The organism is Pantoea sp. X-Soil-OKNW-713 (assembly GCF_059730685.1).
Genome location: NZ_AP035995.1, coordinates 1335114 through 1351439, shown reverse-complemented (window position 1 = coordinate 1351439; position 16326 = coordinate 1335114). Strand labels below are relative to the sequence as shown.

Sequence of the window (16326 nt, the reverse complement as noted above, 5' to 3'; positions counted from 1 at the left end):
CGATTTATCGCGCCGCTACGTTAGTGCGATCTTTATGGTAATTGCTGGCTGTCGTCCGTCAGCCCCTGCTGGGTGCGACGTTCGATAATCATGGTCTGCGGCGTCGACAACACGATGCCTTCTTTACGCAACCGCGTCAGGATATCAAACAGCAAATCGCTTTTGGCGCTTGAAATCTGGCGCTGGCTGGCAACGTTGCCGGTCACGCTGAGAACAATGCCAGCCGGTGTCAGATCCTTAAATGAGACGGACGGCGCAGGCATTTCGAGGATACGTTCGTTCTCCTCATACACCTCCAGCAGGATCTCGCGCACGCGTACCGGATCGATATTGAGTGGGAAGGTCAGCAGAATCGTCACCACCCCTTGCGCATTGCCCATGGTCGCGTTACGCACGTTCTGCGAGATCAGCTGCGAGTTCGGCACAATTACGGTGGATTTATCGCTGAGTTGGATCTCCGTAGCGCGCACGTTGATACGGCGGATATCCCCTTCGATGCCGCTGATGCTCACCAGATCGCCAACTTTAACCGGACGCTCGGTGAGCAGGATCAGACCGGAGATAAAGTTCTTAACGATCTCCTGTAAACCAAAACCGATACCGACCGACAGGGCGCTGACGATCCACGCCAGTTTGTTCCACTGCAAGCCCATGATCGACAGCGTCAGCAGGATAATCAGCACGTAACCAATGTTGCTGAACAGCGTCACCAGCGACACGCGCATCCCCGCGTCCATAGTGGTTTTCGGCAGGAACTCTTTATCCAGCCAGCGGCGCACCGAGCGCAGCACATAAATCCCCACCACCAGGCAGATAATGGCGTTGACCATATGCGCCGGAACAATATTCAGCGACTCCAGCCCTTTGCCGCCCCAGAATTCAATCACCTTCTGGATCAGGCCAATCGGTGTGGTGGAGGCAAAAGTGCCGTTCAGTAGCGCCAGGGCAACGATACCGATCAACAAGGTTTTGCCCAGCGCACCTAACAACGTGGCAGCCTGTTGCAGGTGGCGCTCATCAATATTCAGTGAACTCTGGATGCGTCTCCCGCTGCGGGTTTGTATTGAGAACAGGCTTTCACAACCGTCCGTCACCAGCTGGCTGAGGAAATAGAACGAACCGAACAGAATGCCACACCAAATCACTTCATAACTGAGGAAGCGCGCCAGCGAGATGTAACCGATCACCAGCGAAATCAGGATGGCAAGCGCCGTCAGCGTCAGGCCCATTTGGATCAGACCGACCAACGTTGAACGCGCTTCCGGTGGATTGCCCTTCTGCGCCATTCGGCGACGCACCCGGTTGGTACGCATGCTGATCGCCAACCCGGTGCTACCAATCAGAAGTGCCGTCAGGCCGTTCGCCATAATGGTGGTATTCAGGCTGGTGCCGACGCTGTAGTTAAAGGACTCCACCGTCTGGAAGATAAACACCAGCGCGGCGGTGATCGGCGGAAAAGGCTTCAACGCCAGCGCCACTTCATTGGAAATGGCCGGCAGACGCCAGCTCGGGCGACGGGTGGAGAGGAACGCGCGTCCCAGGCCCGCAATCAGGCCGCAGTAAACGCTAAGTTGCACCAGGCGCAGGATAAAGTCCTGCACATCGGACGACACCTCATCGCGGCGGGCAAAGGCCAGCGCAAAGAAATTGAAGGTCAGGACCACGGCTGCGAGGGTGGTGAGGGCAATCGCCGAGGCGAGGAAGCTGCGGCGCAGTCGTCCTTCCGGCATTTTGTGAATGCTGACCCAGGCGAGAAACTCCTCACCGTAGCGACGGCCCAGCGTCATCACCAGCATCGCGGCGATCAACCAGCCAATGGTGCCAAAGCGCCAGCCCGGTTCCCATGACAGCGCGGCGGTGTCCTGCAATTCACTCAGGAAGTCGCTGATCTTCTCGCCATCGAGATCCTGGGTGCTGGCCAGCGGTGCCCAGAAGCGTGGGCCAAGGATACTGCCGGCATTCAGCGCCAACTGGCTTTTCAACTGATCGCGACGCAGGTTGACGATTTGCGACGACAGCGTCAGCGCGCCGTTTTTAATCCCTTCGGCTTGCTTGATTTGATCGTCCAGCTTGGTTTTCTGGTTCTCCAGCGAGCTACGCTTGCGCGCCACTTCCAGCGTTTCGGTCATGCCGCTGTCAGGTTTGGGTGCCGGTCCGAGCACTGCCAACTGCGCATCCAGCTGCTGGCGCTGCGGCACTAACGCCTGGCCGAGGGTATCGGCATTGCCCGACAGTTCCAGCGCCATTTCATTCAGCTGACCCAGCTTGCTTTCATTATTTTCTCCCGACACCTGACTTTTAATCTTGTCGAGAATCTTCTGCATTTTTGGCAGTTCCACCGATGCATTGATTTTGGGTGCCGCATCTTCGCCCTGCGGAGCCGGAGCATTATTGTCTGCCGCCTGGCTGAATGTCGGGGCCAGCAGCGCCAACATCAGCAAAAAAGGCGCAAAAAGAGTTCGAAACGTAAACATAAGAGTGAGATTCCAGCGCATTAACCGTCCACAGACGCGTCTTAGTGACCCTAAGTGGCGGCTAGTGTAGGCCTTTGGCAACGGCGAAACTATAGGAATGAGGGTGTAAAACATTGGTGCTAACGATAAGGCTTTTTGCAGATGCCGCCCCGCTGGCCGCATCTGCAACATCAATATTATTCGACGTTCTGTCCCTGAGCGCCGGTGCTCGCTGTTTGCGAGGCTTTCTGCTTTTTATACGCCAGTGCCGCCGCCGGGACCGGCGCCGCTTTGCCGGTTTCCAGCCAGTCACGCAGACGGTTAGCATCCGCAAAGTGGGTGTATTTACCGAACGCATCCAGCACCACCAGCGCCACCGGACGGTTGTTAATCACCGTGCGCATCACCAGGCAGTGACCAGCCTCATCGGTGTAACCGGTTTTGGTCAGCTGGATACGCCAGTCGTTTTTGTACACCAGATGGTTGGTGTTACGGAACGGTAAGGCATAGTTCGGATGTTTAAACACCGCCGTGTCTTCTTTGGTGGTGCTTAACTCACCAATCAACGGATACTGACGGGTGGCTTTCACCAGCTTGATCAGGTCTTCCGCGTTGGAGACGTTATGAATCGACAGCCCGGTCGGCTCCACATAATGGGTGTGGGTCATGCCCAGCGCCCGCGCTTTGGCGTTCATGGCGCGAATAAAGGCGTCATAACCGCCCGGATAGTGATGGGCCAGGCTGGCAGCCGCACGGTTTTCCGAAGACATCAGCGCCAGCAGCAACATATTCCGGCGACTGATTTCACTGTTGAGCTTCACGCGGGAGAACACGCCGCGCATTTCCGGGGTATGGCTGATATCCACCGACAGCATTTCATCCAGCGGCAGCTTCGCATCCAGCACCACCATCGCCGTCATCAACTTGGTGAGCGAGGCGATCGGGCGCACACGATCGGGATGGCTGGAGAACAGCACTTTGCCATTATCCAGGTCGACAATCATCGCACTGCCGGACGCTATTTGTGGCTGTGCGACAGGAGCCAGATTGGACAGCGCAGCAGCAGGTGCCGCCTGAACAGGTGTAGTCACTGCCGGTGCGCCGATCATCAGCGCCAGCGACAGTAAAGAAATACGCATTTTTACAGACATCGTGTCAAAAAAATCCGGTAAGGAGTTTTGTGCTGTGCTATCGCACAGGCCGCACGCATCAAGCCAGACGGGATGCGGGCTGGCGACAGCATGATACGTGGTTCTCTACGAAATATCCTGGAGAGATTGTTTCCGGGCGTTAAAAACCCAAGGCGGGCAGATGCACGGAAATAATTCGCGCCACAATGTGTGGCGCGAATTAGTCCATCAGAACCGGTTGCAACTAGAACAACTTCGGTCCATAGCCCCACAGAATTACCGTCAGCGCCAGCAGCACCTCAAACACCAGCACACCAATCGCCAGCGTCGAGCCGGAAAAGCGCAGACTCTCTTCTTTATCGATATTGAGGAACACCGGAATACCGACAAACAGCAGATAACCGGTGTAGACCAGTGCCAGCGTACCCACCAGCAGGCACAGCCACACCAGAGGATAGAGCGCGACCAATCCGCTAATAAACAGCGGCGTCGCCACATAACCGGCAAACACGGTACAACGTTGAATGCTGGGACGCTGCGGATAGTTACGCGCCATCCAGTGAATAACGCGGCCCATCACGGCCACGCCACCTAAGATGATGAGATAAAACAGAATGCCTAGCCCGATACCGGTCAGCATGTTGAGTTGGACAAATTGCCCTTCGCCCAGATTCCAGCCCAACTGTGTGGTGCCGATAAAGGCGCAGATCACCGGGATCGCCGCCATCAGCAGAACATGGTGGGTGTAATGGTGCGAAACGCTCTCGTTTTCCTGCTTGATATCGCGCATTTCTTGGTTAGGATGCGCGAGAAGTCCCCAGACATGATTCATAAAATCACTCCTCTGATGCGACGGGCTGCCCCGAAACGCAACGCCTCGCAGCGCGGGCAGCTTCACTTCAAGTATAATCGGCGCGGCGGTTTTTGCGGCAAGCGGCACAAAAAATCGCCGTCAGGTGTAAACTGTTACCAGGTTTGCTTACAACAGGGAGGAGGATTTTGCATCTTGATATCAACGGATTAATTAGCCAGTACGGCTACCTGGCGCTGCTGATTGGCTGTATCGCCGAAGGGGAAACCTTCACCCTGCTGGGGGGCGTGGCGGCGCATGAGGGATTGCTGCACTTCGGCGGCGTGGTGCTGGCAGCGATGGCGGGCGGGATTATTGGCGATCAGTTGCTGTTCTGGCTGGGACGGCGTTTCGGCACCCGCATTCTGCGCCGCTTTCGCAAGCATCAGGATACCATCCGCAAGGCAAACCACCTGATCCAACGCCATCCCAGCCTGTTTGTGATTGGCGTGCGTTTCATGTACGGCTTTCGCATCGTCGGGCCAATTATCATCGGCACCAGTCGCCTGAAACCCCTGCGTTTTTTCCTGCTGAATGTGATTGGTGCCGCGCTCTGGGCGCTGATCTTTGTCACCCTGGGGTATTTTGCCGGTGAGATCGTCGCCCCCTGGCTGCACCAGCTTGATCAACATTTAAAACATTTGCTGTGGCTGGTGGCGGCGGTGGGATTTGCCATCCTGCTACGTTTTATTATCCGTCGCTGGAACCGCCGCCGCGCCAATTAGTCGTGGTGATATCCCTTAAACTGCGGATTTGCCAGCATAAACCCACCATCGACAATAAAGGATTGCCCGGTGGTGTAAGTCGCCCATTCTGAGCACAACCAGGCCACCAGGCTGGCAACCTCACGCGTATCGCCCGGTCGCCCGATGGGGATTTCCGGCATCCGTGTGCTGCGCGCATCCTCGTTACGCAGATTATTCATCGGCGTGGCAATCGCTCCCGGCGCCACGGCATTGACCAGGATTTGATGCGGCAGCAGGCTGAGCGCCATCGATTTGGTTAACCCGCCTAACGCATGTTTTGCCGCGGTATAGGCCGCCGCATCGGGCAGCGGCGTATGTTCATGCACCGAGGTGATATTGATAATTCGCCCGCCGTTGCCCTGATCCACCATGTGGCGTGCGGCGATCTGGCCGCAGACGAAAGCACCGTCCACATCGACATTAAACACCTTGCGCCAATCCTCAAAGCTGAGTTCGAGAAAATCCGCTTTGGTCATCACGCCGGCATTGTTGACCAGTACATCAATTCTCCCCAATGACGCAATCAACTGCGCCAACTGTTGACCTCCAGCCTGCGGGTCGGAGAGATCCAGTTGCCGCACATGCGCCTGCTGACCCCGGCTCTCCACCAGGCGCGCCGTTTCGTGCGCCCCCTCCTCGTCTGAACGCCAGGTGATGCCGAGGGTATATCCCGCCTCTGCCAGCATCAGCGCACAACTGCGCCCGATACCCGAGTCGGACGCGGTGACCACCGCCACTTTCTGTTTGACCAGCGCCATAACCTTCTCCTGTGTGTAGGGTGTCTCCACAGTATAGAAGTTATCGTTCTGTGCCCCGCCGCGGCCGCACATACCGTTTCGGCTATAGTTAACAACGGACTGGCGTAACGGAGGCAGGATGAGCGCAATCAAACGCAAGATTGAGGATCACGGGGTGATTGGCGATTTACGCACCTGCGCGCTGATCGCCAGTGACGGTACCATCGATTATCTGTGCTGGCCCGAGCTCGACAGCCCCTCGGTGTTTAGCGCCCTGCTCGACAGCGACGAAGCCGGGCTGTTCTCACTGGCCCCACAATGGAAAAATGCGCGCCAGCAGCAACTTTACCTGCCTGATACCAATATTCTGCAAACCCGCTGGCTGGGCGAAGAAGGGGTCGCGGAAATCACCGATTACATGCCGATTTGCGATGAAAGCGGCAAGCTGCCACGCCTGGTACGCCGGGTGAAGATGGTGCGCGGTTCTGCGCGTTTTAACCTGCTCTGCGCCCCTCGCCATGATTATGCGCGCGCTGAAACGTATACCGAAGCGCGGCCTGGCGGCATCGCCTTTCATGCCGAGGGCCAGCCCTCGTTACGTCTCAGCGCCAGCGTGGTGATGACGCGGGAAAATCATAGCGCCACCGCCAATTTCACTTTGCAGGCGGGCGAGCATGCCGAATTTGTGTTTGGCAGCGACGACGATCCCCATCTGGACACACTGGCGACTGAACGCTGTTTTCGCGACACCCTGCACTACTGGCGGCGCTGGAGCCGACACAGTTCTTACCGTGGCCGCTGGCAGGAGATGGTGACGCGATCGGCGCTGGCACTGAAACTGCTGACCTCCCATCAACACGGTTCGATCGCTGCCGCCGCTACCTTTGGCCTGCCGGAGGAGTTGGGCGGGGAGCGCAACTGGGACTATCGCGCCTCGTGGATTCGTGACGCCTCGTTCAGCATGTATGCGCTGATGCGCCTCGGTTATGTGGAAGAAGCGAAAAGTTTTACCCATTGGGTGGGACGCTGTGTTGAGCACAGCCACGATGACACGCCGCATTTGCAGGTGATGTATCGTCTGGATAGCGGCACCGAGCTGCATGAAACCGAACTGCTTAACCTTTCCGGCTACGCCAATTCCCGCCCGGTGCGCATTGGCAATGACGCCTGGCGGCAGACGCAACTGGATATTTACGGTGAGCTGATGGACGCCATCTATCTTGCCAACAAATATGGCGAGGCGATCTCCCAACGCGGCTGGAAGCACGTTGCCAACATGATCGATTACGTATGCGATAACTGGCAGCAGCCCGATGCCGGAATTTGGGAGATGCGTGGCGAGCCGCAACACTTTCTCCATTCGCGCCTGATGTGCTGGGTGGCGCTGGATCGCGCCCTGCGCCTCGGCCTGAAACGTTCATTACCGATGCCCTATGAACGCTGGGATCGGGTGCGTAGCGCCATCCGCGATGATATCTGGCAAAACTTCTGGAACCCGGAGCTGGGGCATTTTACCGCGACACGCAATGGCCGCTTTCTCGATGCCTCGATGCTGTTGATGCCGCTGGTGCGTTTTGTCGGTGCCACCGATCCAGACTGGCTGGCGACGCTGGACGCGATCAAAACCCATCTGGTGAGTGACGGCCTGGTACGTCGCTACAACATCAACGAAACCCCTGCCGATGCGCTGAAAGGCGGTGAAGGATCATTTGCCGCCTGTTCGTTCTGGTATGTTGAGTGCCTGGCACGCGCCGGTCGGGTGCATGAGGCGCACTTCGAATTTGAAAAATTGTTGAGTTACGCCAATCCGCTGGGGCTGTATGCCGAAGAATTTACCCCGCATGGTCATGCGTTGGGTAATATGCCCCAGGCGCTGACCCATCTGGCGTTAATCAGTGCGGCGTTCTTTCTGAACCGCAAGCTGAGTGGTGAAGTCACCCTGTGGCAACCCTGAAATCAGGCCCGTGGCAATCTGAATAAACGGCTTATTACAGCTATTTACGTAAAGTATGTTCAACCTGTTAAAATCGTGATTCCCATCACCGCTTCAATGCACATATAATGCGCAGCGGGTCACTAAGACCAAGATGGATTCGACACACTGACAAGCCTGAAATACGGCTATAACGACTTGTAAAAACATGAAAAAGAGCATTCGCGCGTTCGCTTCACTCGCCCTCGTACTGGCGGCGTTCAGCCAGTCGGCCTTTGCGGTGGTTTATCCGCTACCGCCCGCTAACAGTCGTCTGATTGGCGAAAATATTCAGGTTACCGTACCTGAAGACAGCAAACTTCCGTTGGAAGCCTTTGCCGCTCAGTTCCAGATGGGCCTCAGCAACATGCTGGAAGCCAATCCGGGCGTTGACGTCTATCTGCCGAAAGCAGGCACCAACCTGGTGATCCCACAGCAGCTGATTCTGCCTGACGCTCCGCGTGAAGGCATTGTGATCAACAGCGCTGAAATGCGTCTTTACTACTACCCGAAAGGCACCAAAACCGTCGTGGTGCTGCCGATTGGTATCGGTGAGCTGGGTAAAGATACCCCGATCAACTGGACCACCAGCGTTCAGCGTAAGAAAGATGGCCCGACCTGGACCCCGACCAAAGCGATGCACGCTGAATACGCGGCACGCGGCGAATCCATCCCGGAAGTATTCCCGGCTGGCCCGGATAACCCGATGGGCCTGTACGCACTGTACATTGGTCGTCTGTATGCCATTCACGGCACCAACGCCAACTTCGGTATCGGTCTGCGCGTGAGTCATGGTTGCGTGCGTCTGCGTGCTGACGACATCAAATGGTTGTTCAAAAACGTGCCGGTTGGTACGCGCGTCCAGTTTATCGATCAGCCGGTGAAAGCCACTGTCGAGCCGGACGGTTCACGCTACGTGGAAGTTCACAACCCGCTGTCCACCACCGAAGAGCAATTCAACTCACGCGAAATCGTACCGATTACGCTGACGGCGGCGGTGACCAAAGTGATTGCGGATGCCAGCACCAACCAGGATGCGGTCAACAACGCTATCCAGGCGCGTACGGGTATGCCAACCAAAATCAATGGCCCGGCGGGTGAAGCTATGCCTGCGCCAATCCCGGTACAGGAAACCCCGAACGCCATGCCGAAAGAAGAGCCGATGACCCCACAGGGTGCCAGCATCCCGGCTCCGGCAGCAGCCAACAGCACCACGGCGAATAACAACTCGTAATCCCTGCGCGGATAATGAGATAAAGCCAGCCCTCGGGCTGGCTTTTTGTTGCCTGACATAAGACATCGCGCGATAAATCGCGCCGCTACAACGGGTGCACGAAACGTAACGGCGCGATTTATCGCACAACCAATTAACTCCGTGGCCGTCGCAACGCCAGCCAGCCCGCCACCAGGGTAAACGCCAGCACCAGCAATACCAGCAATAAAAAGCCGTGCGGGTTGCTCGCCAACGGAATGCCGCCCACGTTCATACCAAAAAATCCCGCCACGATGTTGATCGGCAATGCCAGCACGGTGATCACCGTGAGTAAAAACAGCGTGCGGTTGCTCTGCTCCATCAGGCGGGCGGCAATCTCTTCCTGCAATAACCGAATCCGCTCCATCAGGCTGGCGAGATCGTTCAGCGCCACGCTGAACTCTTCGGTAAAAATTCGTAGCTCACTCAGCGGTTCCCGCTTCAGCCAGCCGGGTGGACGGTTCAACAGGCGAAATAATGCCGCCGGTTCGGGTGCCAGCAGACGCTGGATGCGCAATAACATACGCCGCAGACGCCCCAGTTCGCTGCGATTGGCTTTGATCGCCTGGCTCAGCAGGCGCTCCTCAATCGCGTCCACCGCCGCGCTGGAACGCCGTACCACCTGTTCCAGTTGCGCTTCCTGCTCGCCCAGCAGCCACAGTAGCAGCGCATCGGGTTGCGCAAACGACAAGCGACCCAGTTGCTGATGCATACGCTCAATCATCCCGACCGGACGGTAGCGCGCACTGACGATGATCTGCGGGCGGCACCACATCCACAGCGTCGCATTCTGGGCACTGTGCTCCTCGCGACTGAAGGTGACATCGTTCAGCACCGCCAACAGCGCGTCGTTTTGTTGTGCCAGACGGGTGCGCGGTGAAGCGGAGTGAATCTCATCGAAGAAGTCACTGTCGACATCAAAATGGACCTGCACCCAACGTTCGGCGCGGGCATGGTTCAGGTTGATGTGGAGCCAGAGGAAATGTGCTTCCGGCAAGGTCTGCCGGGCCAGTTGGGACGCTTCGCGCGCGCTGAGCCGCTGAGGAGGAGAATCGGGCGAGAACAGATAACCGTGGATCAGCCCGGCCACTTCATTATTGAAGTCGGGCAGCGTGGTAAGCGGCAGAACAGGCTGGAGCATAGCAATCAGGAGATCCGGCAGCGGTCAGACACTCAGCCTGCGTCAGCAAGATGACAGAGAGATGACAGGCCACCGGCAATATCATCATTCTGTCATACAAAACCGGTATCACACTGCGGGTAACGGATGCTATCCGGCATCATCATCCACCACCGGGGTGTGCCATGAGCGAAAATAGTTTACCTGCGTCAGCGTCGTCATCGATCGGCGGACGTCCTGATTTACACCCGCGCGGCGGCCGCTTTTCCCGTGCACTCTTTCTGCTGCTGGTGCTGGCCGGGCTGGCCTTCACCGCCCTCAACCTGTTTAACGATGTCGCCGATACCGGCGCGCCCGTCACCAGCTATACCCCCTTTCTTCTGCTGGGGTTGGCGTTGCTGATTGCCCTCGGTTTTGAATTCGTTAATGGCTTCCACGATACCGCCAACGCGGTCGCCACGGTGATCTATACCCACTCACTGACGCCCGGCGTGGCGGTGGTGTGGTCCGGCATTTGTAACTTTCTCGGCGTACTGCTCTCGAGCGGCGTGGTGGCGTTTGGCATTATCTCGCTGCTGCCGGTGGAGTTGATTCTCCAGGCAGGCAGCGGCAATGGCTTTGCCATGGTGTATGCCCTGCTGTTCTCGGCAATTATCTGGAACCTGGGTACCTGGTATTTTGGCCTGCCGTCATCATCGTCCCATACGTTGATCGGTTCGATTATCGGTGTCGGGGTGGCGAACGCCCTGCTGCATGGTCGCAGCGGCACCAGTGGCGTGGACTGGGATCAGGCGCTGAAAGTCGGCTATTCGCTGCTGCTGTCGCCGATGGTCGGTTTTATCTGTGCCGCCTTGCTGCTGTTGGCGATGAAAGCCTTGATCCGCAACCGTCAGTTGTATGAAGCGCCGAAAAACGACCAGCCACCGCCGGTGTGGATCCGGGGTCTGCTGATCCTGACCTGTACCGGGGTCTCCTTTGCGCATGGTTCCAATGACGGTCAGAAAGGGATGGGGCTGATTATGCTGATTCTCGTCGGCACCATGCCGATTGCCTATGCCCTCAACCGTTCACTGCCGCCAGACCAGATTCCACGCGTCGCCGCGCTAACGCAGATCACGGAACAGCAGTTGCTGACGTTACGTTCGTCTACCTCAGAAATCGCGGCACCACGCGAGGTGTTAACCGAGTTTGTGCGCACCGGCCAGCCTCGCCCCCAGGTACTGCCTGCGCTGGGGATGATGCTCGGCGCTATCGGCGATCAGATTCGCCGCTACGGTTCTATGGAGAACATTCCGGCGCAGTCAGTCACCAATACCCGTAATGATATGTATCTCGCTTCGGAATCGATTAAGCATCTGCAAAGCGCTAAAGTGGCGCTGCCGGAAGAGACGGAACGCAACCTGGTGGCGCTGAAACGCGAGCTGGACAGCGCCACCCGTTTTATCCCGATGTGGGTAAAAGTGGTGGTCGCCATCGCGCTGGGCCTCGGCACCCTGGTCGGCTGGCGGCGTATTGTGGTGACGGTGGGAGAACGCATCGGGAAAACCCATCTGAATTATGCCCAGGGGGCCAGCGCCGAGTTGGTGGCGATGGCGACCATCGGCGCCGCCGACGGCTTTGGTCTGCCGGTGTCCACCACCCATGTCCTCTCTTCCGGGGTCGCCGGATCGATGGCCGCCAACCGTTCCGGTTTGCAGCTCGCGACCTTACGTAATCTGGCCGTCGCCTGGGTGTTGACGCTGCCGGTATCCGTGCTTCTTGCCGGGCTGCTTTACGCCCTGTTTATCCATCTTTAACGGTGATTCGCCATGTCTGCGCACCCGTGCCGGATAGCAGAAAAGTATTAACCCGCGGTCGGCACGGCCGAACGACGGCCACGCTGTTGTTGCAGGCGCAGCGTAATCAGGAACGCGCCCAACACCATCAGCGCGGCCGCCAGATACACCGACTGCATCCCCCAGTGACTGATCAGCAATCCCGCTACCGGGCCAGTCAAGCCCAGCCCCAAATCCAGAAAGGCTGAATAGGTGCCAAGCGCCGATCCCTGATCCTGCTGCTGCACCTGCTTCACCGCTTCCACGCCGAGCGCCGGGAAAATCAACGAGAAACCTGCACCGGTCAGGAACGCCCCAACATCCACCAGCCAGGCACTGTCGGCCTGCCAGATCAGCACCAGCCCGGCGCACTCCAGCACGAAGGAGACCAGCGAAACTTTCAGGCCGCCGAAACGCGTGATGTAGCGACCAAAGCCGAGGCGCACAATGACAAAACCGAGGCTGAATACCGTCAACGCGAAGGCCGCGCCGGTCCAGTCACGGCTGGCAAAATAAAGTGTGATAAAGGTGGAGATCACCCCGAAACCGATGGTGCCAAAGCCAAGCGCCAGACCAAACAACCAGACGCGGCTGACCACGCGATGAAACGGGATACGCACCCCCGCCGTAACGCTGACCGGCGGCTTTTGATACGCCAGCACAAATCCCACAAGACCCATCAACGCCACCAGCCCGGCAAAGCCACTGATGCCGAACCACTGATTCAGCAACACGCCGAGCGGTGCGCCAATCGCCATCGCGAAATAGGTTGCCACACCGTTCCATGAGATGACGCGCGCGGTTTGCAGCGGTCCGACAATATTCATGCCCCACAGGGTAGAACCGGTGCTGCTGAAACTCTCACCGACACCAAGAAAGACGCGCCCCAACGCCAGCAACAGCAGGCTGAGAAGCGGTATGTCACGGCAAAGTGCAGCGACAATCGACAACACGCCGCTCATGCCACAGCAGATCAGGCCGAGCATCACCACGCGTTTGGGACCAAAGCGATCTGCCAGACGACCGGAGTGTGGACGGCTCATTAAGGTCGCGAAATATTGAACGCTGATAATCAGACCCGCCACAAACGAGCTAAAACCGAGCTGGTTATGCACGAATCCCGGCAGCACCGCCAACGGCAGACCTACGGAGAGATAGCAAAAAAAGGTGAAAATCAGGACGGAAACAATGCGTTTATTTAACTGAGCATTACTCAGTACAGCGGCGTCAGACATGTGCGGTGGCGTTGCGTAACTGGGTGAAGTTGAAGCACTACTATACCCTTAGCCTGCTAACGGGTCGCGGATTTTTTTATGTCTGGTTAATGCAACGTTGGGCGTGGCGTTCAATTGCCGCCGCGATGTCAGCCGAGACTTTTAAGGTGCGGATTTCACTGAACAGCCCATCCGCCTGGTGATATGCCTTGCGCAGATAACCCAGCCACTGCTTGATTCGCGCCACATGATACAAACCGGTATCACCCTGCTTTTCCAGCCGGGTGTACTTCTGCAACAACGCGACCACATCGGTCCACGCCATCGGAGCTTCGTTGTACTTCACTACGCGACTCAGATTGGGCACATTGAGCGCGCCGCGTCCCAGCATCACCGCATCGCAACCGGTGATACGCAGGCAATCCTGCGCATCCTGCCAGTTCCAGATTTCGCCATTGGCAATCACCGGAATCCGCAGCCGCTGACGGATTTCACCAATCGCCTGCCAGTTAATGCTTTCGGCGCGGTAGCCTTCTTCTTTGGTGCGACCGTGCACCACCAGCTCGCTGGCCCCCGCCTGCTGCACCGCATCGGCAATCTCAAAACGCCGTTCGCTGGAATCCCAGCCGAGACGCACTTTGACCGTGACGGGCAGGTGATCCGGTACCGCTTCCCGCATCGCTTTCGCGCCGCGATAAATCAGTTCAGGATCTTTCAGCAACGTCGCCCCGCCGCCGCTGCCGTTAACCAGCTTCGATGGGCAACCGCAGTTGAGGTCAACACCCCAGGAGCCCAGCTCCACCGCGCGCGCGGCGTTTTCTGCCAGCCACTCAGGATATTGCCCCAACAATTGCAGCCGCACACGCGTACCGGACGGCGTGCGGCTTTGATGTTGCAGTTCCGGGCAGAGACGATGGAAAGATTTTACCGGCAGCAGTTGATCGACCACGCGCAAAAATTCGGTGATGCACAGATCGTAATCATTCACTTCGGAGAGCAGCTCGCGCACCAGCGAATCGAGCACGCCCTCCATCGGCGCCAGTAAAACCCGCATCGCCTTAGTGATTACCGCTTTTGCTGGCCGCCGGACGGCGTGAGCGCGCCGGTTTGCCATCCTGACCCTGACGGCGCGGCGCACGGTTTTCGCCCTGTGGACGTGGCGCACGGCCTTCACCCTGAGGACGCGGATTACCGCCCGCTGCCGGACCACGGCCACGACCACCGCGCTGCTGTTGCTGCTGGCGGCCATTCTGGATCGGCTCCGCTTTGATGCTCGGATCCGGATCGAACCCCGGCAGCGCAATGCGGGGAATTTCACGCTTCAGCAGACGTTCGATATCACGCAACAGCTTGTGCTCGTCAACGCACACCAGCGACAGTGCAGCACCGGTCGCGGCGGCACGACCGGTACGGCCGATACGGTGTACATAATCTTCCGCCACGTTCGGCAGTTCATAGTTCACCACATGCGGCAGCTCTTCGATATCAAGGCCACGCGCAGCGATGTCGGTCGCCACCAGCACACGGATGCCGCCGGTTTTGAAATCAGCCAGCGCACGGGTACGCGCCCCCTGGCTTTTGTTGCCGTGGATCGCCGCAGCGGTGATGCCATCTTTATTCAGCTGTTCAGCCAGATGGTTGGCGCCGTGTTTAGTACGGGTAAACACCAGCACCTGCTGCCAGTTGTCGCGACCGATCATCAGCGACAGCAGCTCACGTTTACGTTTTTTATCAACGAAATGCACCTGCTGTGAAACCTGCTCAGATGCGGTGTTGCGGCGAGCCACTTCCACCTGCTCCGGGTTATTCAACAGCTTTTCCGCCAGCGACTTGATCTCGTCGGAGAAGGTGGCAGAGAGCAGCAGGTTCTGACGTTTGGCAGGCAGTTTCGCCAGCACACGGCGGATATCGTGGATAAAGCCCATGTCCAGCATGCGGTCTGCTTCATCCAGCACCAGGATTTCCACATGGGACAGATCGACGGCATTCTGATGCGCCAGGTCGAGCAGACGGCCCGGTGTTGCCACCAGCACATCTACGCCGCCGCGCAGTTTCATCATTTGCGGGTTAATGCTGACGCCACCAAATACCACCAGCGAACGCAGATTAAGGTATTGGCTGTAATCACGTACGTTTTCACCGACCTGAGCGGCCAGTTCACGGGTTGGCGTGAGGATCAGCGCACGCACCGGGCGACGTCCGCGCGCGGGTGCATCTTTTGCTGACAGACGCTGCAACAAGGGCAGCGTAAAACCGGCGGTTTTGCCGGTGCCGGTCTGGGCGCTCGCCAGCAGGTCACGACCAGCCAACACCACGGGAATAGCCTGACGCTGGATTGGCGTCGGTTCACGATAGCCCTGTTCCGCTACCGCACGCAAAATATCGGCATTCAAGCCGAGAGAGTCAAAAGACATGCAGGTGTATTACTCCGAACCGCCCTGACCGCAGTTTGCGATGTAGTTTTCAGGGGGGATATGACGCAAGCCTAAAGCCTACGTGTGAAAAGGGCACAAACTACCATGCGTAAGCGCGGCAGTGTAGCAGCTTTCAGCCAGCATTGCGCGATAATCGACTGTAAAAAAAAACAGCGCGATAAATCGCGCCGCTACCATCAGTTAACTGCGTTTCTTCTGCACGCGCTGCGCAGGTTCTTTCGCCAGCAGGGAAACCAGCGCCGGTCCCACCAACATGACCACGCCAAGGCAGCCCAGCAGCAGGTTGTTATGGATGATGCGTGACACCAGGAACAGCGTCAGCATTGCCGCTCCAAAGTAGTAGGTGGTGGTCACTTCTTCCAGAGAGTCGCCTAGCATACGCAAACGGGCACTACGCTGTGTGACCAGCATGGTGATAAACACCACAACGTAGGCCGCCACCAGGGTACTGCTCACTTCAACCAGCGCCTTATGTTTCCAGCCCCAGACCAGCGCGGCAATCACCAGCAGGTGCATCGCAATATGAACGCAGGTTTGTCCGGTAACAATCTGAACACGATTAGACCATTTCATTCTCTTCTCCTGGCAGACCCAACAGATCGC

13 protein-coding genes are annotated in these 16326 nt (G+C 57.7%); 4 read left to right on the top strand and 9 right to left on the bottom strand.

The window, feature by feature from the left end; genetic code table 11:
* Positions 1-32: 32 nt before the first annotated feature.
* The 3 genes from AC6I8R_RS06205 to AC6I8R_RS06195 all read right to left on the bottom strand — a co-directional run bounded on the left by AC6I8R_RS06205 (position 33) and on the right by AC6I8R_RS06195 (position 4415).
* A complete protein-coding gene (locus AC6I8R_RS06205; protein ID WP_497832019.1) occupies positions 33-2474 on the bottom strand; it encodes a DUF3772 domain-containing protein in 2442 nt (813 codons plus the stop codon).
* 176 nt (positions 2475-2650) lie between these two features.
* The gene (gene pbpG / locus AC6I8R_RS06200; protein WP_021182477.1) at positions 2651-3604 is read right to left on the bottom strand and encodes a D-alanyl-D-alanine endopeptidase; all 954 of its coding nucleotides are present in this window, start codon (positions 3602-3604) and stop codon (positions 2651-2653) included.
* Between the two features lie 223 nt (positions 3605-3827).
* The gene (locus AC6I8R_RS06195; RefSeq protein WP_036624497.1) at positions 3828-4415 is read right to left on the bottom strand and encodes a Yip1 family protein; all 588 of its coding nucleotides are present in this window, start codon (positions 4413-4415) and stop codon (positions 3828-3830) included.
* A 167-nt stretch (positions 4416-4582) separates the two neighbouring features.
* Here AC6I8R_RS06195 and AC6I8R_RS06190 point away from each other — a divergent pair, with 167 nt between their 5' ends.
* Complete coding sequence (locus AC6I8R_RS06190) at positions 4583-5158, top strand: DedA family protein (protein ID WP_021182475.1); 576 nt, start codon at positions 4583-4585, stop codon at positions 5156-5158.
* On the opposite strand, the gene AC6I8R_RS06185 is transcribed toward AC6I8R_RS06190, so the two are convergent.
* The gene (locus AC6I8R_RS06185; RefSeq protein WP_497832018.1) at positions 5155-5937 is read right to left on the bottom strand and encodes an SDR family oxidoreductase; all 783 of its coding nucleotides are present in this window, start codon (positions 5935-5937) and stop codon (positions 5155-5157) included. The genes AC6I8R_RS06190 and AC6I8R_RS06185 overlap by 4 nt on opposite strands.
* A gap of 118 nt (positions 5938-6055) precedes the next feature.
* Between AC6I8R_RS06185 and AC6I8R_RS06180 the strand changes: the two genes are divergently transcribed.
* Both AC6I8R_RS06180 and AC6I8R_RS06175 read left to right on the top strand, forming a co-directional pair.
* A complete protein-coding gene (locus AC6I8R_RS06180) occupies positions 6056-7870 on the top strand; it encodes a glycoside hydrolase family 15 protein (protein ID WP_497832017.1) in 1815 nt (604 codons plus the stop codon).
* Positions 7871-8057: 187 nt separating this feature from the next.
* Positions 8058-9122 (top strand): L,D-transpeptidase family protein, encoded by a 1065-nt coding sequence (locus AC6I8R_RS06175; protein WP_497830310.1) that lies wholly within the window; start codon positions 8058-8060, stop codon positions 9120-9122.
* 133 nt (positions 9123-9255) lie between these two features.
* Here AC6I8R_RS06175 and AC6I8R_RS06170 read toward each other — a convergent pair whose 3' ends face one another.
* Positions 9256-10281: a CorA family divalent cation transporter gene (locus AC6I8R_RS06170; RefSeq protein ID WP_497830309.1), complete on the bottom strand. Its 1026-nt coding sequence runs from the start codon at positions 10279-10281 to the stop codon at positions 9256-9258.
* Between the two features lie 164 nt (positions 10282-10445).
* Here AC6I8R_RS06170 and AC6I8R_RS06165 point away from each other — a divergent pair, with 164 nt between their 5' ends.
* A complete protein-coding gene (locus AC6I8R_RS06165; RefSeq protein ID WP_497832016.1) occupies positions 10446-12056 on the top strand; it encodes an inorganic phosphate transporter in 1611 nt (536 codons plus the stop codon).
* A gap of 47 nt (positions 12057-12103) precedes the next feature.
* On the opposite strand, the gene AC6I8R_RS06160 is transcribed toward AC6I8R_RS06165, so the two are convergent.
* The 4 genes from AC6I8R_RS06160 to AC6I8R_RS06145 form a co-directional block, all read right to left on the bottom strand.
* Entirely contained in the window at positions 12104-13309 is a 1206-nt protein-coding gene (locus tag AC6I8R_RS06160) for an MFS transporter (RefSeq protein WP_021182468.1), read from the bottom strand.
* A gap of 76 nt (positions 13310-13385) precedes the next feature.
* On the bottom strand, positions 13386-14342 hold the full coding sequence (gene dusC, locus AC6I8R_RS06155) for a tRNA dihydrouridine(16) synthase DusC (RefSeq protein WP_036624493.1): 957 nt from the start codon (positions 14340-14342) through the stop codon (positions 13386-13388).
* Positions 14343-14346: 4 nt separating this feature from the next.
* Entirely contained in the window at positions 14347-15702 is a 1356-nt protein-coding gene (rhlE, locus tag AC6I8R_RS06150; protein WP_497832015.1) for an ATP-dependent RNA helicase RhlE, read from the bottom strand.
* A 201-nt stretch (positions 15703-15903) separates the two neighbouring features.
* The gene (locus AC6I8R_RS06145) at positions 15904-16296 is read right to left on the bottom strand and encodes a YbhQ family protein (RefSeq protein WP_013508363.1); all 393 of its coding nucleotides are present in this window, start codon (positions 16294-16296) and stop codon (positions 15904-15906) included.
* Positions 16297-16326: the final 30 nt, after the last annotated feature.

Excerpts from the sequence above, each read along its gene's own strand:
- AC6I8R_RS06165 (WP_497832016.1), top strand. The coding sequence starts at position 10,446 with ATGAGCGAAAATAGTTTACCTGCGTCAGCGTCGTCATCGATCGGCGGA.
- AC6I8R_RS06175 (WP_497830310.1), top strand. The coding sequence starts at position 8,058 with ATGAAAAAGAGCATTCGCGCGTTCGCTTCACTCGCCCTCGTACTGGCG.
- AC6I8R_RS06160 (WP_021182468.1), bottom strand. The coding sequence starts at position 13,309 with ATGTCTGACGCCGCTGTACTGAGTAATGCTCAGTTAAATAAACGCATT.
- AC6I8R_RS06205 (WP_497832019.1), bottom strand. The coding sequence starts at position 2,474 with ATGTTTACGTTTCGAACTCTTTTTGCGCCTTTTTTGCTGATGTTGGCG.
- dusC (WP_036624493.1), bottom strand. The coding sequence starts at position 14,342 with ATGCGGGTTTTACTGGCGCCGATGGAGGGCGTGCTCGATTCGCTGGTG.
- rhlE (WP_497832015.1), bottom strand. The coding sequence starts at position 15,702 with ATGTCTTTTGACTCTCTCGGCTTGAATGCCGATATTTTGCGTGCGGTA.
- AC6I8R_RS06180 (WP_497832017.1), top strand. The coding sequence starts at position 6,056 with ATGAGCGCAATCAAACGCAAGATTGAGGATCACGGGGTGATTGGCGAT.
- pbpG (WP_021182477.1), bottom strand. The coding sequence starts at position 3,604 with ATGTCTGTAAAAATGCGTATTTCTTTACTGTCGCTGGCGCTGATGATC.
- AC6I8R_RS06185 (WP_497832018.1), bottom strand. The coding sequence starts at position 5,937 with ATGGCGCTGGTCAAACAGAAAGTGGCGGTGGTCACCGCGTCCGACTCG.
- AC6I8R_RS06145 (WP_013508363.1), bottom strand. The coding sequence starts at position 16,296 with ATGAAATGGTCTAATCGTGTTCAGATTGTTACCGGACAAACCTGCGTT.
- AC6I8R_RS06170 (WP_497830309.1), bottom strand. The coding sequence starts at position 10,281 with ATGCTCCAGCCTGTTCTGCCGCTTACCACGCTGCCCGACTTCAATAAT.
- AC6I8R_RS06195 (WP_036624497.1), bottom strand. The coding sequence starts at position 4,415 with ATGAATCATGTCTGGGGACTTCTCGCGCATCCTAACCAAGAAATGCGC.